At 60.1% G+C, this 23,535-nt stretch carries 18 protein-coding genes; 4 read left to right on the top strand and 14 right to left on the bottom strand.

Annotation, left to right across the window (positions count from 1 at the left end):
• Window positions 1–7 precede the first annotated feature (7 nt).
• The 13 genes from narH to B9Z43_RS15835 all read right to left on the bottom strand — a co-directional run bounded on the left by narH (window position 8) and on the right by B9Z43_RS15835 (window position 19,722).
• A complete protein-coding gene (narH, locus tag B9Z43_RS15895; protein WP_108326931.1) occupies window positions 8–1,540 on the bottom strand; it encodes a nitrate reductase subunit beta in 1,533 nt (510 codons plus the stop codon).
• A gap of 12 nt (window positions 1,541–1,552) precedes the next feature.
• On the bottom strand, window positions 1,553–5,347 hold the full coding sequence (locus B9Z43_RS15890) for a nitrate reductase subunit alpha (protein WP_108326954.1): 3,795 nt from the start codon (window positions 5,345–5,347) through the stop codon (window positions 1,553–1,555).
• A 60-nt stretch (window positions 5,348–5,407) separates the two neighbouring features.
• On the bottom strand, window positions 5,408–7,048 hold the full coding sequence (locus B9Z43_RS15885) for an MFS transporter (protein ID WP_108326930.1): 1,641 nt from the start codon (window positions 7,046–7,048) through the stop codon (window positions 5,408–5,410).
• Between the two features lie 22 nt (window positions 7,049–7,070).
• Window positions 7,071–8,348, bottom strand: a complete 1,278-nt coding sequence (locus B9Z43_RS15880) for a nitrate/nitrite transporter (protein WP_108326929.1) — start codon at window positions 8,346–8,348, stop codon at window positions 7,071–7,073.
• Between the two features lie 141 nt (window positions 8,349–8,489).
• Window positions 8,490–9,176, bottom strand: coding sequence for a response regulator (locus B9Z43_RS15875; RefSeq protein WP_108326928.1), 687 nt, complete (start codon window positions 9,174–9,176; stop codon window positions 8,490–8,492).
• Entirely contained in the window at window positions 9,173–11,083 is a 1,911-nt protein-coding gene (locus tag B9Z43_RS15870) for a type IV pili methyl-accepting chemotaxis transducer N-terminal domain-containing protein (RefSeq protein ID WP_108326927.1), read from the bottom strand. Before B9Z43_RS15870 ends, B9Z43_RS15875 begins: the two co-directional genes overlap by 4 nt.
• Complete coding sequence (locus B9Z43_RS15865; protein ID WP_108326926.1) at window positions 11,080–11,565, bottom strand: Rrf2 family transcriptional regulator; 486 nt, start codon at window positions 11,563–11,565, stop codon at window positions 11,080–11,082. Before B9Z43_RS15865 ends, B9Z43_RS15870 begins: the two co-directional genes overlap by 4 nt.
• A gap of 174 nt (window positions 11,566–11,739) precedes the next feature.
• Entirely contained in the window at window positions 11,740–12,456 is a 717-nt protein-coding gene (locus B9Z43_RS15860) for an ABC transporter ATP-binding protein (protein WP_108326925.1), read from the bottom strand.
• Between the two features lie 10 nt (window positions 12,457–12,466).
• The gene (locus B9Z43_RS15855; RefSeq protein ID WP_108326924.1) at window positions 12,467–13,669 is read right to left on the bottom strand and encodes an ABC transporter permease; all 1,203 of its coding nucleotides are present in this window, start codon (window positions 13,667–13,669) and stop codon (window positions 12,467–12,469) included.
• Complete coding sequence (locus B9Z43_RS15850; RefSeq protein WP_108326923.1) at window positions 13,666–14,859, bottom strand: efflux RND transporter periplasmic adaptor subunit; 1,194 nt, start codon at window positions 14,857–14,859, stop codon at window positions 13,666–13,668. Before B9Z43_RS15850 ends, B9Z43_RS15855 begins: the two co-directional genes overlap by 4 nt.
• The gene (locus B9Z43_RS15845) at window positions 14,856–15,488 is read right to left on the bottom strand and encodes a TetR/AcrR family transcriptional regulator (RefSeq protein WP_255417105.1); all 633 of its coding nucleotides are present in this window, start codon (window positions 15,486–15,488) and stop codon (window positions 14,856–14,858) included. Before B9Z43_RS15845 ends, B9Z43_RS15850 begins: the two co-directional genes overlap by 4 nt.
• Window positions 15,489–15,757: 269 nt before the next feature.
• Window positions 15,758–18,223: an adenosylcobalamin-dependent ribonucleoside-diphosphate reductase gene (locus B9Z43_RS15840; protein WP_108326922.1), complete on the bottom strand. Its 2,466-nt coding sequence runs from the start codon at window positions 18,221–18,223 to the stop codon at window positions 15,758–15,760.
• Window positions 18,224–18,402: 179 nt separating this feature from the next.
• Complete coding sequence (locus B9Z43_RS15835) at window positions 18,403–19,722, bottom strand: acyl-CoA dehydrogenase family protein (protein ID WP_108326921.1); 1,320 nt, start codon at window positions 19,720–19,722, stop codon at window positions 18,403–18,405.
• A gap of 164 nt (window positions 19,723–19,886) precedes the next feature.
• Between B9Z43_RS15835 and ytfE the strand changes: the two genes are divergently transcribed.
• Both ytfE and B9Z43_RS15825 read left to right on the top strand, forming a co-directional pair.
• Complete coding sequence (gene ytfE / locus B9Z43_RS15830; RefSeq protein WP_108326920.1) at window positions 19,887–20,585, top strand: iron-sulfur cluster repair protein YtfE; 699 nt, start codon at window positions 19,887–19,889, stop codon at window positions 20,583–20,585.
• A 3-nt stretch (window positions 20,586–20,588) separates the two neighbouring features.
• Window positions 20,589–21,815, top strand: a complete 1,227-nt coding sequence (locus B9Z43_RS15825; RefSeq protein WP_108326919.1) for a nitronate monooxygenase family protein — start codon at window positions 20,589–20,591, stop codon at window positions 21,813–21,815.
• A gap of 568 nt (window positions 21,816–22,383) precedes the next feature.
• On the opposite strand, the gene B9Z43_RS17580 is transcribed toward B9Z43_RS15825, so the two are convergent.
• On the bottom strand, window positions 22,384–22,764 hold the full coding sequence (locus tag B9Z43_RS17580; RefSeq protein WP_108326918.1) for an HNH endonuclease: 381 nt from the start codon (window positions 22,762–22,764) through the stop codon (window positions 22,384–22,386).
• A 107-nt stretch (window positions 22,765–22,871) separates the two neighbouring features.
• Here B9Z43_RS17580 and B9Z43_RS15815 point away from each other — a divergent pair, with 107 nt between their 5' ends.
• Together B9Z43_RS15815 and B9Z43_RS15810 are read left to right on the top strand one after the other, a co-directional pair.
• Window positions 22,872–23,090: a hypothetical protein gene (locus B9Z43_RS15815; protein ID WP_108326917.1), complete on the top strand. Its 219-nt coding sequence runs from the start codon at window positions 22,872–22,874 to the stop codon at window positions 23,088–23,090.
• Window positions 23,087–23,497, top strand: coding sequence for a DUF3489 domain-containing protein (locus tag B9Z43_RS15810; protein WP_108326916.1), 411 nt, complete (start codon window positions 23,087–23,089; stop codon window positions 23,495–23,497). Before B9Z43_RS15815 ends, B9Z43_RS15810 begins: the two co-directional genes overlap by 4 nt.
• The last annotated feature ends 38 nt before the right edge of the window (window positions 23,498–23,535 follow it).

Genomic DNA, 23,535 nt, shown 5'->3' with positions numbered 1-23,535 from the left:
CCTCGCTTCAGACCACAGGCTGGATGGGGATGGTGCGGCGCTTGTCGCCACCGAACAGGCTGGCTTCGGACTGACCGTCCGAGCAGCCATTGCCAAACGAGAAGCCGCAGCCGCCGCGCATGTCGAAAGTGTTCTCGGCGTACTCCCTGTGCGAGCTGGGGATCACGAAACGGTCTTCGTAATTGGCAATCGCCATGACGTGGTACATCTCTTCGACCTGGGCCACCGTGAGGCCGGTTTGCTCCAGCACCGCCAGGTTGTCCACGCCATCGACGTGCTTGCCGCGCTGGTAAGTGCGCATGGCCAGCATGCGCTCCAGGGCACGGGTCACGGGTGCGGTGTCACCGGCCGTGAGCAAATTGGCCAGGTATTGCACCGGAATGCGCATCTGCGACACATCGGGCAGCTCGCCGTTCATGCCCACATGGCCGGCATTGACCGCCGAGGTGATGGGCGACAGGGGCGGCACATACCAGACCATGGGCAGCGTGCGGTACTCGGGGTGCAGCGGCAAGGCCACCTTCCAGTCGATCGCCATTTTGTAGACCGGGCTGTTGCGTGCACCTTCCAACCAGGCCTCGGGAATGCCGTCCAGACGGGCCTGCTCGATCACCTGGGGGTCGTGCGGGTTCAGGAAGATGTCCAGCTGCGCCTGGTACAGGTCTTTCTCGTTTTCGGTGCTGGCCGCTTCGGCAATGCGGTCTGCGTCGTACAGCACCACACCCAGGTAACGGATGCGGCCCACACAGGTTTCCGAACACACGGTGGGCTGGCCTGCCTCAATGCGGGGGTAGCAGAAGTTGCATTTTTCGGCTTTGCCGCTTTGCCAGTTGTAGTAAATCTTTTTGTACGGGCAGCCGCTCACGCACATGCGCCAGCCACGGCACTTGTCCTGGTCGATCAGCACGATGCCATCGTCTTCGCGCTTGTAGATCGAGCCCGAGGGGCACGAGGCCACGCAAGCCGGGTTCAGGCAGTGCTCGCACAGCCGGGGCAAGTACATCATGAAGGTGTTTTCAAACTGGCCGACCATGTCTTTTTGCACTTGGTCGAAGTTGGCCAGGTTGGCATCCTTGCTGCGTTTGCTGAACTCGCCACCCAGAATTTCTTCCCAGTTGGGGCCCCATTCGATTTTTTGCATGCGCTGGCCTGTGATCAGGCTGCGCGGACGCGCCGTGGGCGTGGCCTTGGACTCGGGTGCGCCTTGCAGGTGCTCGTAGTCGTAGGTGAAAGGCTCATAGTAGTCGTCGATCTGGGGCATGTTCGGATTGGCAAAAATCCGCATCAGCAGCTTCCACTTGCCGCCTTGTTTGGGCTCGATCGAGCCATCGGCCTTTCGGGTCCAGCCGCCATTCCAGCGGTCCTGGTTTTCCCAGTCCTTGGGGTAACCGATGCCGGGCTTGGTTTCCACGTTGTTGAACCAGGCGTATTCCATGCCGGGTCGGCTGGTCCAGACGTTTTTGCAGGTGACCGAACAGGTGTGGCAGCCAATGCATTTGTCCAGATTCAGCACCATCGCAATTTGTGCGCGAATTTTCATGTTGTTTCTCCTTCAAGCCTGCACGGTGGCAGGGGCTTCACCGTCGAGCCAATCCACCTTGCGCATCTTGCGCACCACGACAAATTCATCGCGATTGGTGCCGATGGTTCCGTAGTAATTGAAGCCGTAGCTGAACTGGGCGTAGCCGCCGATCATGTGGGTCGGCTTGGTCACGATGCGGGTCACCGAGTTGTGGATGCCGCCACGGATGCCGGTGATTTCGGAGCCTGGGGTGTTGATGGTTTTTTCCTGCGCGTGGTACATCATGACCATGCCGGGGTTGACCCGCTGACTGACCACCGCACGCGCAGCAATGGCGCCGTTGCTATTGAACAGCTCGACCCAGTCGTTGTCCACGATGCCTGCGTTTTTCGCATCGTCTTCACTCAGCCAGATCACCGGGCCACCCCGGTTGAGCGTGAGCATGTGCAGGTTGTCGCTGTACGTGCTGTGAATGCCCCACTTCTGGTGCGGCGTGATGAAATTGAGCGAGATTTCCTTGTGGCCGTTGGGCTTGCGGTTGATCATTTCATCCACCGTTTTCAAGTCAACTGGTGGACGGTAGCTGCTCATGCCTTCGCCAAAAGCGAGCATCCAGGGGTGGTCCAGATAGAACTGCTGACGACCGGTCAGGGTACGCCACGGAATGTATTCGTGCACGTTGGTGTAACCGGCGTTGTACGACACCTTTTCGCTCTCCAGCCCCGACCAGGTGGGCGAGCTGATGATCTTGCGCGGCTGCGCCTGGATGTCGCGGAAACGGATTTTTTCGTCTTCGCGGTGCAAGGCCAGGTGCGTATGGTCACGTCCGGTGATCTTGGAGAGTGCCTCCCAAGCCTTGACGGCCACATGGCCGTTGGTCTCGGGAGCAAGCTGCAGCACCACCTCGCAAGCGTCGATGTCGGTGCTGATGCTGGGCATGCCCTGAGTCACGCCTTCGGCGCGCACTTTGCCATTGAGTTCGCCCAGCTGGTGCACCTCGTCGGTGGTGTTCCAGCCAATGCCCTTGCCGCCGTTGCCGACCTTCTCCATCAAAGGACCGAGCGCCGTGAAGCGTTTGTAGGTGTTGGGGTAATCGCGCTCGATCACCGAGATTTGCGGTGCAGTCTTGCCGGGGATCAGCTCGCACTCGCCTTTTTTCCACTCTTTCACGTCAAAGGCCTGGGCCAGCTCGGCCGGTGTGTCGTGCATCAGCGGCGTGAGCATCAGCTCTTTTTCGACGCCCAAATGGCCCACGCACACCTCGCTGAAGGCCTTGGCAAAGCCTTTGTAGATTTCCCAGTCGCTCTTGCTTTGCCAGGCCGGGTCCACCGCGGTGGACAGCGGGTGGATGAAGGGGTGCATGTCGCTGGTGTTGAGGTCGTTCTTCTCGTACCAGGTGGCGGTAGGCAGCACGATGTCCGAATACAAACAGGTGGTGCTCATCCGGAAGTCCAGCGTCACCAGCAGGTCCAGCTTGCCTTCTGGTGCGCGGTCGTGCCATTGCACTTCGGTCGGTTTGGCGTCTTCTGCACCCAGGTCTTTGCCCTGCACGCCGTGGGATGTGCCCAGCAAGTGCTTGAGGAAGTACTCGTGCCCCTTGCCCGACGAACCCAGAATGTTGGAGCGCCAGACGAACATGTTGCGCGGCCAGTTCAGGGGGTGGTCCGGGTCTTCGCAGCTCATCTTGAGGCTGCCATCTTTCAGCGCCTTGATCGCGTAGTCCTTGGGGTCCATGCCCTGAGCCTGCGCGTCCTTGACGACCTGCATGGGGTTGGTTTGCAACTGCGGCGCGCTGGGCAGCCAGCCCATGCGTTCGGCGCGCACGTTGTAGTCGATCATGCTGCCGCCAAATTGGGACTTGTCGGCCAACGGCGACAGGATTTCTTCCACGCCCAGCCGTTCGTAGCGCCACTGGTCGGTGTGCGCATAAAAGAAGCTGGTGCTGTTCATCTGGCGCGGTGGGCGCACCCAGTCCAAGGCAAAGGCCAGCGCGGTCCAGCCGGTTTGGGGACGCAGCTTTTCCTGGCCCACATAGTGGGCCCAGCCGCCACCGCTTTGGCCAATGCAGCCGCACATCATCAGCATGTTGATGATGCCCCGGTAGTTCATGTCGCTGTGGTACCAGTGGTTCATGGCCGCACCGATGATGACCATGGACTTGCCACGGGTCTTGTCGGCGTTGTCGGCAAACTGGCGCGCCACGGCGATCACCTGGTCGCGCTTCACGCCGGTGATTTTTTCCTGCCAGGCGGGGGTGTAAGGCGTGTCGTGGTCGTAGCTGGTGGCGGCGTTTTCGCCGGGCAAACCCCGGGCCACGCCATAGTTGGCGGCCGTCAGGTCAAACACCGTGGCCACCAGGGCGTAGCGTTCTTCGCCCGCCTTGCCCAGCTTGATCCGGCGCACCGGCACCTGGCGCACCAGCACATCGTCCACCGCGCTGGCTTGCTTGTTGGCACTGAAGTTGGGGGTGTCGATGCCACCGAAATACGGGAAAGCCACGTCGCCCACTTCGTATTCACTGCCCTCCCCCTCCATCAGGCTCAGTTTGAGCTTGACTTCGCTGTCGCCTCGTGCCTCTTTGTTTTCTAGATTCCATTTGCCGGCATCGCTGCGGCCTTCGGCCCCCCAGCGGAAACCGATCGAGCCGTTGGGCAGCACCACACGGTCGTTCTGATCCAGGGCCACGGTTTTCCACTCGGGGTTGTTGTCCTGGCCCAGCTTGCCGTTGAAATCGCTGGCACGCAGGTAGCGACCGGGCACCGTGACCTTGCGGCCATCAGGCAAGGTGCGCTCTTCAAGCTGCACCAAGTTGGGCATGTCGGTGTAGCGGCGCACATAGTCATCAAAGTAGGCGCTGCGCTTGTCAAAGTAAAACTCTTTCAGGATCACATGGCCCATGGCCATGGCAATCGCGGCGTCAGTGCCCTGCTTGGGGTGCATCCACAGATCGGCCAGCTTGCTGATCTCGGCATAGTCGGGCGTGATGGCCACGGTCTTGGCCCCCTTGTAGCGCACCTCGGTGAAAAAGTGCGCATCGGGCGTGCGCGTTTGCGGCACGTTGGAGCCCCAGGCGATGATGAAGGTCGAGTTGTACCAGTCGGCCGATTCGGGCACGTCGGTCTGCTCGCCCCAGATTTGCGGGCTGGCCGGTGGCAAGTCGCAATACCAATCGTAAAAGCTCATGCACACGCCACCGATCAGCGACAGGTAGCGGCTGCCTGCGGCGTAGCTGACCATGGACATGGCGGGAATCGGCGAAAAGCCGATGATGCGGTCCGGCCCATATTGCTTGGCGGTGTAAACGTTGGCGCTGGCGATGAGCTGGTTGACCTCTTCCCAGGTGCTGCGCACAAAGCCGCCCAAGCCGCGCTGCTGCTGCCACTCGCGGCGGGCTTCTTCGTTTTGCACGATGCTGGCCCAGGCGTCCACCGGGCTCTTGGCCACGGCCAGCGCGGCGCGCCAGTGCTTGAGCAGGCGGGCGCGGATCATCGGGTATTTGACGCGGTTGGCGCTGTACAGGTACCACGAATACGAAGCGCCACGGGCGCAGCCGCGAGGCTCGTGGTTGGGCAAATCGGCGCGGGTGCGGGGGTAATCGGTTTGCTGGGTTTCCCAGGTGACGATGCCGCCCTTGACGTAGATCTTCCACGAGCACGAACCCGTGCAGTTCACGCCGTGCGTGCTGCGCACGATTTTGTCGTGCGCCCAGCGGGCACGGTAAGCGTCTTCCCAGGTGCGGTCTTCGCCGGTGGTGACACCGTGCCCGCCCGAGAAAGACTCCTTGGGGTTTGAAAAGTAATTCAGTCGGTCCAGAAAATGGCTCATCTTTTTCTCCAATTCAGCGGGGCTGGTTCAGCCCCGTTTGCAAACAATGATCAGTCGGTTTCAGGGGTTGCGGATTTCAGCCCCGGCGCGCAGGTAAAACCACCAGTTGAGCAAGAGGCACAAGGCATAAAACACTGCAAAGCCGTACATCGCCACTTCAGGGGTGCCTGCCTTGATTTGCTGACCAATCACCACCGGGGCGATGAAAGCGCCATAAGCCGCCACGGCCGAGGTCCAGCCCAGCACAGGGCCGGCCTGCTGGCGGTCAAAAATCACGGCGATGCTGCGGAAAGTCGAGCCGTTGCCAATGCCGCTGGCCGTGAACAACAGGACAAACAGCAGCATGAAGGTCAGGAAATACTGCTCGGGCGTGGCCGAGTGGTAGGCCAACCACATCACATAACCCACTGCGCCCGAGGCCACCACCATTAAGGCAGAGATCCACTGCGTGACAATCGATCCGCCTGTTTTGTCAGACAACCAGCCGCCCACAGGACGCACCAGTGCGCCCACAAAAGGACCGATCCAGGCGTAGGTCAGGGCCGAAGGGGCGTTGGGGTTTTTCAGGGTGTGCTGCAGCACGCCGCTGGCATCGGGCACATGGCTGATGCCAAAGATCACAGTGATCGACAGCGGCAAGGCCATCGAAAAACCGATGAAACTGCCGAAGGTGACGATGTACAGCACCGTCATGGCCCAGGTGTGCTTGTTCTTGAAGATCGAGAACTGGGCGGCGATGTTGTCCTTCATCGTGCCGAAAGCGGTGAGCTTCATCACCATCAAGGTGCTCACGATGATGAGCGGCATGGCCAGCCACATGTTGAGAACGCCCAGGCCGCTGGGTGCAGGCAGGTACAAATACAGGCCAATGCCTGCTGGCACAAAGGACAGGGTGTAGAGCCAGATGATCTTCAGAAATGCAGGAATGGTGCTGCCAATGTTGGGCGAGACGGTGGTCAGGTTGTTCATGCCGAAAAAGCAGATCACCGACAAAGGCACCAGCGACAGCAGCCAGGCAAAGCCCGCGTTCTGCACCCAGGTGGGCGTGCCTGCGGCGATCTTGCCGAAAATCCAGCCACTGTCTTTCACCAGCGTCATGGGCTCTCCGCCCAGGCCGCCAAACAGGCTGACGGTCATGACCAGTGGGATGACGATCTGCATGGTCGTCACGCCAAAATTGCCTAGGCCCGCGTTCAAACCCAGCGCTGTGCCCTGCAGGCGCTTGGGGAAAAAGGTGCCGATGTTGGACATGGAGCTGGCGAAGTTGCCGCCGCCCACGCCCGACCACAGGGCCATGAGCTGGAACACCCACAAAGGCCACTCGGGGTGCTGCAAGGCAATGCCCGTGCCCGTGGCCGGAGCCAGCAGCATCGCGGTGGTCAGGAAAATCGTGTTGCGACCACCCGACAGGCGAATGAGGAACGAAGCCGGGATGCGCATGGTCGCGCCCGCCAGGCCCGAGATGGCGGTGAGGCTGAACAACTCAGCCTGGCTGAACGGAAAGCCCAGGTTAAGCATCTGCACCGTGATGATGCCCCACATGCCCCAGATGGCGAAGCCGCACAACAGCGCCGGCACCGAGATCCAGAGGTTGCGGTAAGCGATGCGCTTGCCGGTGCTTTCCCAGAACTGCTCGTCCTCGGGACGCCAGTCGTTGATGTCGGCCGCGCTGTTGGCCGTTGGCTTGGATGCGGTATTCATTTTTTTGTTCCTTATGCAGGGTTCAGGCGCGCAGGCCTGGTTGCGTGATGTCGGCTGGGGCTTGGCCCATAAATTCGGTTTTGCGCACCTCGGTCCAGTACATCCAGATGAGCGAGACCCAGACCACGCCGTACATCAACATGAAGGCACTGCTGCGCACACCGGTAAGATCGACCAGCGCGCCAAACAGGATGGGCAGCACAAAACCACCCAGACCCCCGGCCAAACCCACCATGCCGCTGATGGCACCGATGTTGTCGGGGTAGTCGTTGGCGATGTACTTGAAGACACTGGCCTTGCCAAAGGCCCAGGCAATGCCCAGGATGAACATCAAGCCGGTGAACACGTACACGTTCAGGCCAATCACAAAGGTCTGCGGCCCGGTGACGGTGGCAATCGTGAATTCGGTTTGCGGATAGGACAGCAAGAACAGGCAAATCCAGCTGACCCACAGCACCCACCATGTGACGCTGTGGGCGCCGTATTTGTCACTCAACACCCCACCCACGGCGCGCAACACGCCGCCGGGCAGCGAAAAGCACGCAGCCAGCAAAGCCGCCACGCGGATGTCCAGGCCGTATTCGCCGATGTAGTACTGCACCATCCACAGTGCCAGCGCCACATAGCCGCCAAACACGATGCTGTAGTACTGGCAGTACTTGAGCACGCGGGGGTCTTTCAGTGTTTTGAGTTGGTCCATGAACGACACCTGGCTGGGCACCAGGTGTGCCGGATCGCTGTGGCTGAACAGCCAGAACAGCACCACCGTGCCCGCCATGATGGCCGCATACACCTGCGGCACAGCCGCCCAGCCAAAGGCGACCAGAATCACCGGGGCCACAAATTTGTTGACCGCCGAGCCCGAGTTGCCCGCGCCATAAACCCCCATGGCCATGCCCTGCTTGTTTTTGGAGAACCAGCGCGCCACATAGGGCGTGCCCACCGAAAACGAGCCGCCCGCCAGACCCACAAACAGGCCAATCACCAGAAAATGCCAGTAAGCGGTGGCGTAAGACATGAGCCAGATGGCCGGCACCGTGAGCGCCATCAGCACCGCCATGACGATGCGCCCGCCGTAGCGGTCGGTCCAGATGCCCAATGGCACCCGAACCAATGAGCCGGTCAGCACCGGCATGGCCATCAACAGGCCAAACTCGGTGGCGTTGAGGTTCAGCATTTTCTTGATCGGCACCCCGATCACGCCAAACATCATCCACACCATGAAACAGACCGTGAACGCCAGGGTGCTGACAATCAGCACCGACCAGGCTTTGCGCTGCTGGATCAATTCATTCGCCATTTTTATTCTCCAAACTCATGCACCGAGTGTGGTTTTTTGGCGCAGCCTTGGGTATCCGTCTGAAGGTATCTACCCCCAAAGCAAAAGGAGGATGAAGAACCTGCCTTCACCCTCCCATAAAACTATCAAATTTGATATTTATCAACTCATGCCGTTACTTGCAGCAAAAATGGCAATTTGCACCCGTGATGTCAGATTCATTTTTTTGAAAATATGTTGAACATGGATCTTTACCGTGGTCTCGGCAATGTCCAGCTCGCGCGCAATTTGCTTGTTGCGCAGGCTCTTGGCGATCAGCAAAAAGATGTCCTTTTCGCGGGGCGAGAGTTTGTCCAGTTCCTGCAAGGGATGGGCTGTGGCGGCTTGAATCCGCTCATTTGGCGGCTGGCTGGCACCTGCGGGTTGGCGCAGACCCGACACCAGCTTGTTGAGCATGGCCGGGCTGATGACCGAATGCCCCTCATGCACTTTGACCAGGGCTTCACACAGCTGGTCTGACTCCGCGGTTTTCAGCAAATACCCGTCGGCCCCGTTTTGCAGGGCTTTGGACAGGTCGTCCTCATCTTCGCTCACGGTGAGCATCAGGATGTGCAAATCGGGCGAGGCTTGCTTGAGCGCCCCGATGGCATCCACCCCTTTCACGCCCGGCAAATGGTTGTCCAGCAAGAGCAGGTCTGGCTGGATTTTGGCCAGTACGCGCAGGGCTTCGCCCACATCACCAGCCTCGCCTACCACCCGAAAACGCTCGTCTTGCGAGAGCAAGGCAATGAGGCCACGGCGAAACAAGGTGTGGTCGTCGACCACAAGAAGTGCAATCGGTTCGGTCATGCGTACAAAGTGGGGGACATCTCCCCGCTCGGTTGGGTTTTGGGAGATTGGGCGGTAGGCACCCTAAGGGTAACGGCGGTGCCTTGGCCCACAGCGGAGTCCACCGTCACCGAGGCACCGATCTGGTCGGCGCGTTCGCGCATGATCTTCAGACCCACCTGCAGTTCGCTGCGCTGGCCACCTTCGTCAAAACCGGCCCCGTCGTCGCGCACCACAAAGCGCCAGGAGTCGCCCTTGTGGATTTCGATCTCGACGCCACGCGCACCCGCGTGTTTGCGGACATTGGACAGCGCCTCCTGCAAGACATGCAAAACGTGAATCTGAACATCCTGCGGCAAAGGCAGACCCTCACCTATCACCTTGCGACTGACCTGCAGACCGGTCTGGTGCTGAAATTTCTGGAGAGTCTCCTGCACCGCTCGGTCAATGTCATCGGCCTGGGTGCGGGTGCGAAAGTGCAACAGCAACTCGCGCACATCGGCAATGCTTTCCTTCAGGCCACTGTCAAGTTCACCCAGGGCCAGTGCTGTTTTGTCGGCATCGTTTTTGGCCATGGCGTTGCGCAACAGCTGCACCTGAATCTTGAGAAACGCCAACGACTGCGCGATCGAGTCGTGCAGCTCCCGGGCCAGCAAAGCACGCTCACCCGAGATGGCGGCCTCCCGGTCCAAGGCCGCAGCACGCAAACCCTCCACCGCCGTGGCCAGGTGGCTGGCCAGGGTGTCCATCAGCTCCAGCTCTTCGGCAGGCAGGCTGACCTGGCTTTTGTAGAACAGGTTGATCTCACCCAGCACCTTGTGGTGCATGCGCACGGGCACCGAGGTCATGCCCACATAGCCTATGCGGGCGCAGTGCTGCAAGGGGGCCACCTCGCTGTTCATGATGGGGATTACCCGCGTGCGGGCATCGTTCTGGGGCTGGCCGCAGGCGCAAGCCCCTGCCATCAGGCATTTTTCTTCCTCCTGCATGGCCAGCGGAAAAGCGTCCGATGCCAGCAGGAGCAATTTGCTGGCGTCTTCGCCCGACCATCGCAGGACAATCGCATCTGCCTTCATGAGCAGGCGCACGTGCTGTGCAAAGCCTTGCGTCAACTCGTTCAAGTCATTGCTTTGGGCCAGGAAAGCACTCATGCCGTAAAGCCCCTCCAGCCGTTCTTTTTGCGCAGCGATGCGTTGCGTCTTGGCTGCCACCTGAGCTTCGAGGTTGCCATACAAGGACTGGAGGGTCGCCGCCATGCGATTGAAACCCGAAGCCACTTGGCCAAACTCATCGTTGGAGGCCACATCGACCCGGGTGGCAAACTGTGCTGACTCAATTTTGCGCAGACCATCGCGCAGATTGCTCAAGGGGTTGATCACATACATATAACCCGTGTAGAGCATGATGACGGCACCGCCGATGGCCAGCGCCATCATCACAAACTGGAACAGGTTGAGGATCGCGGTCAAGCCCGCCATCTGGCCTTCGATGGACAAGACAAACCGATCAATCGAGGTCAAAAAGGTATTGGCATGCTGAACCAGACTGGCATGGTCCATGGACGGTTGCGCCATGAAGCGGGTTTTCTGGTTTTGCCACAGGCGCTCCACCTCGCCATATCGCAGCCTGACGTGATCATCCCAAGGCACAAACAGCGGCCTGCTGGCATCGCCGTTTTTGAGCAACTGCATGCTGCTGTCAAATTCGCGGGTCAAGGCCTCAATGTGTGCTGCTGGCAACTGCGCCTGCACTTCGCTGGTCAGTCGCCAGGTTTGCATGCGCATGCGCCCCGCCTCGTTCAGGGCGGCCGCACCGCCACTGAGCTTCCAGGTCACCCACAAGGTCAGGCCAATCGAGATCAGGGCAACCACCAGCAAACCGGCACCAATGCGCACTAGTTTGGCCGACAGGGACGCTGTGTGCTTCATGTCATGACGACCTTGCGTGACCTGGCCGCCTGGGGCTTGAAGGCCAGGGTTTGCAGCGTCGCCATTCGGGCTTGTGTGGTGTCCATCAAATCGGCCAGGGTGATCCCATCTAGGGTTGCAAAAAAAGCTTCCAGAGCTTGCGCCAACACGTTTTTCAAGTGGCAGGCTGGCAGCAAGGCACAGTGGCTTTGGCCTTCACCAAAACATTCAACCATCTGAAAATCCGTTTCGGTCTTGCGCACCACCTCGCCCAGCACAATCTGCGCAGCAGGCCGCCCCAGGCAAATGCCACCGCCCCGTCCCCGACTGGTTTGCAGGTAGCCATCGGCGGCCAGCGTCATGACAATTTTGGTCAGGTGACTCTTGGAAATGCCATGTTGGTCTGCAATCGCTTGGATGGTCGCCACGCTTTGTTGCGCCTCGCATTGCGCGCAATACATCAGCACACGCAAACTGTAGTCGGTCCAGTGGGTCAGTCGCATCGTTCTGAAGTCCTAGTTCTTGAGGAGGATGCCTCAAATATTCTCTTTGAATGCATTTTATGACCGACACCTGACACCAAGCGCTTTTGAGTGCCTGGCAAACCTCATGTTCAACGCATTGGGTAACTGTCGCCCATTGTCATCAAGGGGGCGTCAACAATTGAGATTTCGAACTTAATCCAGTGCTCTTCCCTCACCTTGCTCCTCTATCGTTTGACCATCACGAATGTGATAAATCCGCTTGAAAGTCGGAATGATCTTCTCATCGTGGGTCACGACGATGATGGCCGTCTGCGCCTGCCGTGCCATATTGTTAAGGATGCGCATCACGCCCAGTGCACGTTCGCTGTCCAGCGGGGCCGTAGGTTCGTCGGCCAGGATCACCGGTGGCTTGTTGGCCAGTGCACGGGCAATCGACACCCGTTGCTGCTCGCCGCCTGAGAGTTGTGCAGGCTCGGCCTGGGCGCGGTGCGCCACGTCCAGGGCATCGAGCAATTCCAGTGCGCGCTGCCGCGCATTTGCATTGGGCACACCTGCCAGCATGGGTAGCAGGGCCACGTTGTCAGTCACGTCCAGAAACGGAATCAGATAGGGCGCTTGAAACACAAATCCGATCCGGTCGCGGCGCAGGGCGCGCAGATCGGGCGTCTTCCAGCCATTGTCGTAGATGACTTCATCGCCTAGCGTCATGCGCCCGGACGTGGGCTCAATGATCGCACCGAGACATTTGAGCAAGGTACTCTTGCCCGAGCCCGATGGCCCCACCAAGCCCACCACCTCGCCCGGCGCGACCTGCATGTTGACGTTCTTGAGCGCTTCCACGGCAGTGTCGCCATGGCCATAGACCTTGCGCAGGTTTTCGATGCGGATACCGCCTGGTGTGCTGTTCATGGGGCGCGCCTCAACTGATGGCCTGTGCAGGATCGACGCGCAGGGCAATCCGGATGGCCAGGGTACTTGCCAGAGTGCAAATGAGCATGGTGGCGATAAAGCCCAACACGGCATCTTGCGTTAGCAAAAGAACGAACTTTGGAAAGACTGGTGCCCAAAGGGTAGCGGCCACTTTGCCCACCACAAAGCCGATCACACCGAGGCCCAGGGCCTGTTGCAGGATCATGGACGCAATGGTCAGGTTGCGGGTGCCGATCAACTTGAGAACGGCAATTTCGCGAATCTTGCCTAACGTCATGGTGTAGATGATGAAGGCCACAATCGCTGCACTGACCACGGCCAGGATGGCCAGAAACATGCCGATCTGCTTCGCCGAGGTTGCAATCAGTTTGTCGACCAGGATGTCTTCCATGTCCTCGCGGGTGAAGACAGTCAGATGCTTCCAGCGCCGGATCGGTTCGGCTACCTGCGCAGCTGACCAGCCCTCGGTCACGCGCACCAGCACCGCATTGACGTTGCGACTGCTGGTTTGCAGGTTTTGCACGGCATCGAGCAGACCTGGTACCGCAGGCCGATTGAACGCGGGGTTGGCCGCTGTGCGCGACCGGTCGTTCACGATGGCGTCGTTGTCCTTGATGAATTGCGCTTCCTGAGCGTCCTTGAGCGGAATGAACACCATCGGGTCTCCACCGGAGGACACCATGCGGCGCGTCAAGCCCACCACTTCGTAGGTGTGACGCCGGATCTCGACCTTGTCGCCCAGCGACAGCCCTGTCTTGATGTCTGCCACTGCTTCGTAGTGGCTGCGAGTGAGGTGCCGACCTGCCAGCAAATGGCCAGGTTGCCCGGGCAACCCAGCAGCACCGGGTTCAATGCCGACCACCATGGCTCGGGCCTCCTTGCCTCCCACGGCTTTGATCTGCATGGTGAAGTAAGTGATGTTGGCTGCCATAGCAACACCGGGCATACCCGCAATGCTGCGCACCACATCGTCTTTGAGGCTGGAAGCTTCGGCATACGGCCCCTGCGTGTCCTTTTGGACCACCCACAAGTCGGCGCCGCTGTTGTTCAGCAAAGCCTGCGCATCGTCCACCATGCCGCGAAACACACCGGCCATGGTCAGCGTCACACCAATGAGCAAACCCAGCCCCAGCCCGGTGAGCACGAACTTAGCCCAACTGTGCTGAATGTCGCGCGCCGCCAGGCTGATCATGGTTTGGCCTTTTTCACGAGCGTATCGACCACCTTGAAGCGCGCCCCTGCGGACAGCGGTTTTTCGCTGTACACCACCACCGTATCGCCTGATGCCAAGCCGCTGAGCGCCTGCACACGCCCATCCAGGCTGGCGGCGCCCCATTGGACAGGCACAAAATCGAGTGCGCTGTCTTTGAGACGCCATACGCCTGTGCGGCCCTGATGGGTCTGTACACTGGCCTGCGGCACCACCAGCGCCTGCTCGGTCGGCTGGAGCTGGAGAGTGACCTCAGCCATCTCGCCAATCGAAAGCGCCGCAGGAATCTGCTCGAACGCCACTTGCGCAATCCGCTCTTCTGTCACAGCGTCCGCCTGCAACTCAACCCGATCCACTTTGCCTGCCAGAACCTGCTGTGGCCGTGAGCGCAACACAATTTGGGCTGGCAAGCCGACAGCCAGCTCAGTTGACCGAGCCTGGTCTACCCGCAACTTGACCCAGAGGCTGTCGGGGTTGGCCAGTCGGAGCACCGGTTGTCCGGCAACCACCGTACTGCCTGATTCGGCATCCCGGCTGATCACCACGGCATCGGCAGGAGCGAGCAACCGAGTGTTCTGTTTTTGAAGCGATGCTGCTGCGCGTTCAGACTGCAGACGTCGTGTGTCCTGCTTGGCTGCCTGCAAGTTGGCTTGCGCCGCCGCCAGCGCAGCATCGGCAGACTGCAGCTCCTGCTCCCTGCCTTCCAGAGCCGAGGGGCTGATGAAGTTTTGCCGGGCCAGCTCTTTTTGCCGGTTCAGGTTGGTCATGGCCAATGCGCGTCGCGCTTGTGTGTCAGCCACCTGGGCGTTGACTGCCGCTTCAACACTGACTGCCTTGGTCAGGGCAGCATCCTGCGCCTGCAGGCGCTGGTCCAGGTCCACCGGGTCCATCTCGGCCAAGAGTTGTCCGGCCTTGACCGTCTGTCCTACATCCACATGCACATGCAGCACGCGTCCGGCCACCGTCGGCCCCATGAGCCAGCTTTGGCGAGCTTCCACACTGCCAATGCCGAACACCGACGGCGTCAGGCGCTCGTTGCTGGCCTGTGCGACAGTGATTCTGGTGGGAGCCAACGGCCCCATGCGAAAGACAACGAATCCGAATGCAAGCACCGCTGCTGCAAGGCCGAGGACGATCACGACCTGTCGCTTGTTCAATTTGAAGAGGATCATTTGCGCTTCCTTGATTCGGCCGCAGACTGCATCAGTAAACCGGCCTCGTAAATGTTGAAAACCGCCTGGGCATGACGTGCCATGTCTTTGAGGCGGCCTGTGACGAGTGACTGCATGACCAGCCCTTGAACAGCCCCCATGAAAAGAACGACCGCACCCTTGGGATCCACCTCGGCTGTGATCAGACCCTCCTCATGCGCTTGTGCCAGCAATCCGGCAACCAAGCCACGGTAGTCGGCCATGAGCAGCTGAACCTTGCCCTTAAGTGCCGTAGGCTTGGCATGCTGTAGCTCCTGAAAAATCAGCCGTGGAACTCCGGGGTATGTCTGCACAAAACCGATGTGGGCCGTGAAAACTGCGCGCAATGCCTGCACAGGGCTGGTCTGTTGCGCCTGCGCTACCTGCTGCAATCTTCCAATCAAGGTCTGGTGTGCCCAATCGAGCACCGCCAGCCAAATCGCTTCCTTACTCTCGAAGTGCTTGAACACGCCACCCTGCGTGATCCCGATGGCCTGTGCCAGGTCACCTGTCGTGATCTCTGCAGGACTTTTCATAGCCGCTAAATCCAAAGCGGCTTGGACTAACTCGGCTTGACGGTCTTCTGTTTTGAGCTTGGTACGGGTCAGCACATTGACTTTTAATAAGTAATTAATGAATTACTTTATCACGAAACTGATGGGTCCAGAAGGTAAGCGGGACTGCTATAGATCGCTGGGGTGGAGCAAACGAAGCTTGATCATGAACGACAGCTATCGCGAAAGGCAGCGGCGGACGGCTTCTGGCCGACTACCGCCCTTGAAAATCAAAGATTGATCGGCTGCAACCACTGCATTCATTTCATTCAGCTGGCTGAAAGCAGGTGCTTTTGTATTGGGCAACAGCTACCGAATAGCGATGCTCAACCGCAAGCGCCCACAAAACCGCATTGCGTGCAGTACTCGCACCCGTCTTTCTTGATGACGGCATGGGCCCCGCAATCAGGGCATTTTTTGCCCGCCATCACGCTGGCTCCCATGGCGGGTGCTGGCGTGGGCTCTGGCACCTCGGGCAGCGGCAAGGGCATTTGCTCGGCTGTGCCCTGACGCTGAGCGCGCTGCGCCAGGATGTTCTGGATCGCCCAGGCCATCGCCGCCACTTCGGAGTCGTGCCACATCGGCACGCGGGTGCCGTCTTCGCGCACTTTGTAGCCGCCACGCACAGGGCCACGGTCCCAGGCCACTTTGCGCATGTCCGACAAGGCCCGCTCCAGAAAACCACCGCGCGCGGCCAGTGACAGCAAACGCATGCTGGCCGTGATCCACTGCTGCGACTCGCCGCTTTGCCCCACCGGCATGAAAAACTCGATGGCGCGGTCCACCGTGCCCAAGCCCTCGCCACGCGAGACCGGCAAAAACGACACGACCAGGTACAGCGACTTGGCGCCTTCGCTGGTCCAGTACTCGATTTTTTCGGCCACCGCATCCAGCGCACCGTTGGGGCGGCTTTCGATCACGGTGCGCATCGGGTCTGTGGTGGCGGCAGCAGGCACCTCGGCTTTGGCGGTGGCGGGTGATGGCGTGAGTTCCAGCACCGATCCCAAAATGGCATTGGGTCGGTAAGTGGCCAGGCCCTTCAGGCCCGAGCGCCAGGCCTGCAGGTACAGGCCCTTGAACTCTTGGTAAGGGTAATCGGCAGGCACGTTCACCGTTTTTGAGATCGCGGTGTCCACAAAGGGCTGCACGGCTTGCATCATGGCGATGTGCTCGTTGGCGCTCATGTCCATGGCGCCCACAAAAGCCGGTGGCAACTGGGTGGTGTCGCCGCCCAGCATTTTGTAGAGACGCCAGGCGTGGTCTTGCACTTCGTATTCGCTGCGCGTGCCATCGGCCTCGCGCTTTTTGCGGGTGTAAGTCCACGAAAATGCGGGCTCGATACCGTTGGATGCGTTATCGGCAAAAGCCAGACTCACCGTGCCGGTGGGCGCAATCGACAGCAAATGGCTGTTGCGGATGCCGTGAGCCCGGATGTCGGCCTTCAGCGCTTCGGGCAGGCGGCTGGCAAAGGTGCCATCGGCCAGGTAAGCGTCGGGATCGAACAACTCAAACGCGCCCTTCTCACGGGCCAGTGCCACCGAAGCGGTGTAGGCGGCATCGCGCATGCAGCGTGCGATTTTTTGCGCCATCTCGCGGCCCTCGGCGGCGTTGTAGCGCAGGCCCAGCATCACCAGGGCATCACCCAGCCCGGTGAAGCCCACGCCAATGCGGCGCTTGATGCGGGCTTCTTCTTGCTGCTCGGGCAAGGGCCAATGGGTCAGGTCCAGTACGTTGTCCAAAGCGCGCACCTGCAGGGCCACACTTTGCGCGAAGGCTTCAAAATCGAACTCGGCAGGCCCGCCATGGTCAAAAGGCCGACGCACAAAACGCGGCAAGATGACCGGCCCCAAATCGCAGCAGCCATAAGGCGGCAAGGGTTGTTCGCCGCAGGGATTCGTAGCGCTGATCGACTCGATCGCACGCAGGTTGTTGTCGCGGTTGATTTGATCGAGAAACAAAATGCCCGGCTCGGCAAAGTCGTAGGCTGAGCGCATGATGGCGTCCCACAGGTCTTGCGCGGGCAGACTCTGATAGACCCATTGGCCGTCTTCGCGCTGGTGCGCACCCTGGTCAATCAAATCCTGCCCGGGGTGTGCGGCGTGCACCAGATCCCAGCTGCGGCCTTGATGCACCGCTTCGATGAAAGCATCGCTCACGCCAACCGACACGTTGAAATTGTTCCAGCGCCCCGGCGTGCGCTTGGCGGTGATGAACTCGATCACGTCCGGGTGGTCGATGCGCAGCACGCCCATTTGGGCGCCGCGCCGGGCGCCTGCGCTTTCCACCGTGGCGCAGGACTGATCAAAAACATTGATGTAGCTGCATGGCCCCGACGCCGTGGAGGCCGTGCCCTTGACCCGCGCTCCTTTGGGCCGGATGCGCGAAAAGTCATAGCCGACGCCACCGCCTCGGCGCATGGTTTCAGCCGCTTCTCGCAGTGCCTCGTAAATGCCGGGGTAGCCGCCCTCATCACGACCCTGAATGCAATCGCCCACGGGCTGCACAAAACAGTTGATCAAGGTGGCCTGGATACCGGTGCCCGCTGCACTCATGATGCGGCCTGCACCAATCGCTCCCGCGTCCAGATTGCACCGGAATTTTTGCTCGTATTCGGGACGCAGCTCGGGTTTTTCAACGCTGGCCAGAGCACGCGCCACGCGGTCGAACAACTTACTGGCGCTGCTTTCGTCGGCCTTGAGGTATTTTTCTTTCAGCACATCAGTGCTGATGGGCTGCGCGGCCATGAGGGGCAAGATGGCAGACAACTGAGGGTCTTCAGCGGGGCGGTTCATTCAGGGTGATCCTTGGAAGTTTGGAGGGGTTCGGTGGGCTTGCAAAGTCTGCTGGCCGATCTCACTGGCAGGTTATCGACCCTCAGCGGGTCTGGATTTGCCTTGCGTCAAACAGCGCTGCATCAAGGCCTTTTCGGTACGCCAGCCCACAGACAAATTCGTCATATCAGGCCACCCCATCAAGCCGACAGATGCGGCACTGCGCGCATTTGCTCGGGCGTGGTGAAGTAGGCCGCGGTCTGCCCCAGACGCTCACGCGCCTTGTGCAGCTCATGCCGGGCCAGGGTGCGCAGATGCACTTCATCAGGGCCGTCCATCAAGTGCATGGCACGCCCCCAAGTCCAGAAATAAGCCAGCGGGGTGTCGGGCGACAAACCCATGGCACCAAACACCTGCATGGCACGGTCCACCACGCGGGTTTGCAGCCGGGCCGACACCACCTTGATGGCCGAGACCTGGGCTCGCAGCTCGGCGGCAGGCGCGTCGCCCCGGTCCAGCAGCCAGGCGGTCTTGAGCACCAAAAGTCGCGCCTGATCGATCTCCAGGCGCGACTCGGCCAGCCAGTCCTGCACATTGGATTGGTCGGACAAATGCTTGCCAAATGCGGTGCGCTCCAGTGCGCGCTCGGTCGCCATTTCCAGTGCCAACTCGCATTGGCCAATGGTGCGCATGCAGTGGTGCACCCGCCCCGGCCCCAGGCGCGCCTGCGCCATGGCAAAGCCTTGGCCCCAACCGCCAAGCAAATGGTCTTTGGGGATGCGCACCTGGCGAAACACGATCTCGCAATGCCCTTCGGGTGCCAGGTGGTGCACCACCGGAATGTTGCGCAGCACCTGCACGCCCGGCGTGCCCATGGGCACCAGCACCATGCTGTGCTGGTGGTGCGCGGCTTGCTCTGGCGGCCATTGCACATCTGCTGCGGCCAGCCCGGAGGGTCCTTCGTTTTTGCACACGACGATCAGCAGCTGGCAATGCGGGTGCGCCGCGCCGGTGATGAACCACTTGCGCCCATTGAGCACCCAGTCGCCGCCGTCCGAGCGCAGCGTGGTTTGCAAATTGGTCGGATCAGACGAGGCCACATCGGGTTCGGACATGGCAAAAGCCGAGCGGATCTGGCCATGCAGCAAGGGTTCCAGCCAGCGCACGCGCTGCGCTGGACTGGCAAAGCGGTGCAAGAGTTCCATGTTGCCGCTGTCGGGCGCATTGCAATTGAACACCTCAGCCGCCCAAGGCAATCGGCCCATGGTTTCGGCCAGAGGAGCGTAATCCAGATGGCTCAGGCCCGTTCCGGGCTCATCCGGCTTCAAGCAGGGCAGAAACAAATTCCACAGTCCCTCTTCTTGCGCCAGCGCCTGCAGGTCCGCCATGAAGGGCGGCGGGAACTCGCTGTTTTTCACCGACTGGTGCCACGCTGCGTTGTAGGGCAAGAGGTAGCGGTCCATGAAAGCTTGCAGACGCTGATGCCAGTGCTGCGCTTGAGGAGACGGCGAAAAATCCATGGAATTACTCCAGACAGAACCTACAGCGTGCCCCAACCGGGCACAAAGCGCCATCGTTCTTTGGTGGGATGCAAAGACCTGAAAGTCAACAAGGTGAATATTCACATGAAATGAATCTTATCTGATAATAGATTCACCAAAAATAAATTTTTAAAGGAAAACACATGACACCAGTTGCAGTCCAGAACACCGCCCAGCCTGCAAGCCAGGCCCAACAAAGCATCGGCTCGCTGGCGATGCAGATCCCCGGGGCCACCGCCATCTTCCGCAAATTCAAGCTCGACTTTTGCTGCGGCGGTCAACAGCCTCTGGCCAAAGCCTGCGAGGACAAAGGCCTGAACACCGAAGAAGTGCTGCAAGCCCTGAACGCATTGCAGTGCAGCGACGAGCTGCCCCCTGCCCCCTCGGCCAGCGATTTGGTGGACCACATCTTGCAGCGCTACCACGAGGTGCACCGCCAGCAACTGCCCGAGCTCATCCGCATGGCCCGCCGTGTCGAGGCCGTGCACCGTGATCACCCCCAAGTGCCGCACGGGCTGGCCGACCAGCTCGAAACTATGGAACAGGAACTGCTGGAACACATGGCCAAGGAAGAACAGATCTTGTTCCCGCTGCTCAAGCAAGGCGGCCACCCGATGGTGGTGCACCCGATTGGCATGATGCGCCACGAACATGTGAGCCACGGGGCCCAGCTGGAACAACTGGCCGAGTTGACCACCCAGCACCAGCCACCCGCCGGTGCCTGCAACACCTGGCAGGCGCTTTATGCAGGCACCGCCCGCTTGACCGAAGACCTGATCGAGCACATCCACCTTGAGAACAACCTGCTGTTCCCGGCCTTTGAAGGCCAGGCGCAGCACTGAGCCATGGCGACGAACCTGGGCCTGCACCCTGAGACAGCCTCATGGCTGCCCATGACCGAGGCTGCCGGTCTGAAGCCTCTGCGCATACGCGGCAAGACCTTGCTGCCCATCGTGCAAGGCGGCATGGGCGTGGGCGTGTCGGCTTCCGGTCTGGCTTCGGCCGTGGCCCGACTGGGCGGCATGGGTACCATCTCGTCGGTGGACCTGCGCCGCCGCCATGCGGACCTGATGGTGCAAACCGCGCATCTGGACAAAGAGCCGGATGCAGGCGAACGCATCAACGCAGCCAACCTGATCGCGCTGGACCGCGAAATCTGCGCCGCACGCGAAGCGGCGCAAGGCCGCGGCTGGATAGCCGTCAACGTGATGAAGGCCCTCAGCGCCTACGAAGCCTATGTGCGGCAAGCCCTGCACAGCGGTGCCGATGCCCTGGTGGTGGGTGCAGGCCTGCCGCTGGACTTGCCCGATCTGGCCCGCGATCACCCCGATGTGGCGCTGATTCCGATCTTGTCGGACGCCCGTGGTGTGCAGTTGCTGGTGCGCAAGTGGGAAAAGAAAGGCCGCCTGCCCGATGCCGTCGTCATCGAAAACCCGCGTCTGGCCGGTGGCCATCTGGGTGCGGCCAAGGTGGCCGACCTGAGCGATGCGCGTTTTGACTTCGAAGTGGTGCTGCCGCAGGTGCGCGAATTCTTTCGCCAGGCCGGGTACGAGCGCGACATCCCCTTGATTGCGGCGGGCGGCATCGGCTGCCATGCCGACATCGTGCGACTGCAAGGCCTGGGCGCTGCAGGCGTGCAGCTGGGCACCGCCTTTGCCGTGACCGAAGAATGCGACGCGTCCGCCGTCTTCAAACGCATCCTGGCGCAAGCCGGGCCGCAAGATCTGGTCGAATTCACCAGCGTGGCCGGTTTGCCCGCCCGTGCCGTGCGCACGCCCTGGCTGGAAAAATACCTGCGCATCCTGCCGGTGTTGCAAGAGCGCGCCCACCCCAAGGCCAAATGCAATATGTCGTTTGATTGCCTGCAAACCTGCGGCTTGCGCGATGGCATTTCGGGCATCGGCCAGTTCTGCATCGACCAGCAGTTGGGGCACGCCATGGCGGGTGACGCTGATCGCGGCCTGTTCTTCCGGGGGGCCGGTCGCCTGCCCTTTGGCGAACAAATCCGTGGAGTGGCCGACCTGGTGCATCACCTTCTCACGCCAAGATTAGCCATTTCAAATGAGACTTGAATCAATTGCCAAGAGCACAACAGCCGTTCAAAAGACTTTATGAAATTTTAATCAAAAGACGCAAGTGATCAGTAACTAGAACCTGATCGTCTACATTGACAACGTGCAAATTTGTCCCGTAGGCTTCAAATACCCGGTGCCCCATCTGGTAGCCCGGGTTTTCAACGACTACGTCATCACCTGGATTGACAAGCAAACGCGCTCACAGATCGAGAGCTTGCGAAGAGCCGTTGACAATCATCAATTGCTCGACCGAGCACGACAGCCCCCGCGTTTGGCACAGGCGGGCTTGCAGGGCCTTGCACAACCCCTGATTGCCACGAGGGTCCTCGTATTCGAGCCGGTGACAGTGTCAGATGCGGCTATCACGGACCTTTGTTCAATGCACAGGGCAAGTGGACCGAAAACTCCTGGAATGCCCCCCCACACCTAAAGCATGCGTAAGAAATATCCACAGGCAGTCAAGAATAAGTGAGTACCCCCCCTTGTTCAATTTGCACGCACAAAAATTTGCGCAGGCCAACGCATCTTCGAAGGCAGTCTGTAGAGATTCATCCCCCCTACCCCCTCAGGACGGGGCCTGGTTGCGCAGGGATGCCGTCTCTGAGGCGGTCTTGGCGTTGTGACAGGACACACACAGGCTCTGCAGGTTCGCTCGCTCAAAGCGCTCGCCGCCTTGCTTGACCGCAACGATGTGGTCTACGACCTTGGCCGGTTGCAACAGCCCTTTGGCCTGGCACCTAAAGCAAAGCGGGTTATCCCGTAACACCGCTGCACGGGTGTTACGCCACCTGGCCGATTGATAAAAGCCCAGCTCCGTATCAAACCCTCTGCGCGCACGCCCGTACTCACGGTGCACTTGCGACTGGTGATTGGTGCAGTACCCAGGCACGTTCAGCACCTGCGCGCAACCCGGATATCTGCATGGAGTGGGCGCACTTCGCGGCATCTCAATCGTCTTTCAAGGAATAAGCGACAGCTTCAAAAATTGACTTGGCTTCATCTTGATTCAGAGCGTCAATCCATCACATTGGATGAACGAAAGGAATCAAGCCAATGAAACAAAACAAGGACCTGAACAAGCTGCTCGCGCAGATCGCCAAAGAGCATTTGTTCATTGAGACGCTTGAGACACAAAACAGCGATCGATCGGACTTCCACGACGTCGCGGTCTGGGCCATCAAGAGCGCACTGGAGGCTGCTTACGCCGCAGGTAAAGCATCAGGTAACGGCGCAGCAAAAAACACATCAACAACATCGAAAGGCAAACAATGAAACTCACGGATACCCAACGCGCGCTGCTCGAAGCGGCTGCGCAGCATCCACAAAAGAAACTGATCAACTTCCCCGACACCCTCAAAGGCGGGGCTCGCATCAAGGTGCTGACCTCGATGCACAACGCAGAGCTCATCGAGCCAAGCGCCGCAGAGCCTGAGGTGTTTGTGGCCACAGCCACAGGACTGCAGGCGATTGGCTTCACGAGTCAAGCGCCGCGCGCCAAACGTGAAGGCACCAAGCAAGCTGTGCTGATTGAGCTGCTCACACGCGCAGAAGGTGCCACGCTGCCCCAGATGACCGAGGCCACAGGTTGGCAGGTTCATTACGCCGATGTCCTGGTTATGCCGACCTGCGTCGGAAATCCGGCCTGTGTAGCGGAAAGAGTTGCGATGAAGTCGGCATAAAAAAAATGTCACGCGCATGATGAGAGCCCCTATTTCAA

This window comes from Limnohabitans sp. MMS-10A-192 (genome assembly GCF_003063335.1).
Taxonomy (GTDB): Bacteria; Pseudomonadota; Gammaproteobacteria; order Burkholderiales; family Burkholderiaceae_C; genus Limnohabitans_A.
Note: the sequence above shows the minus strand (reverse complement) of the source record. Positions and strands in the feature narration are given on the sequence as shown.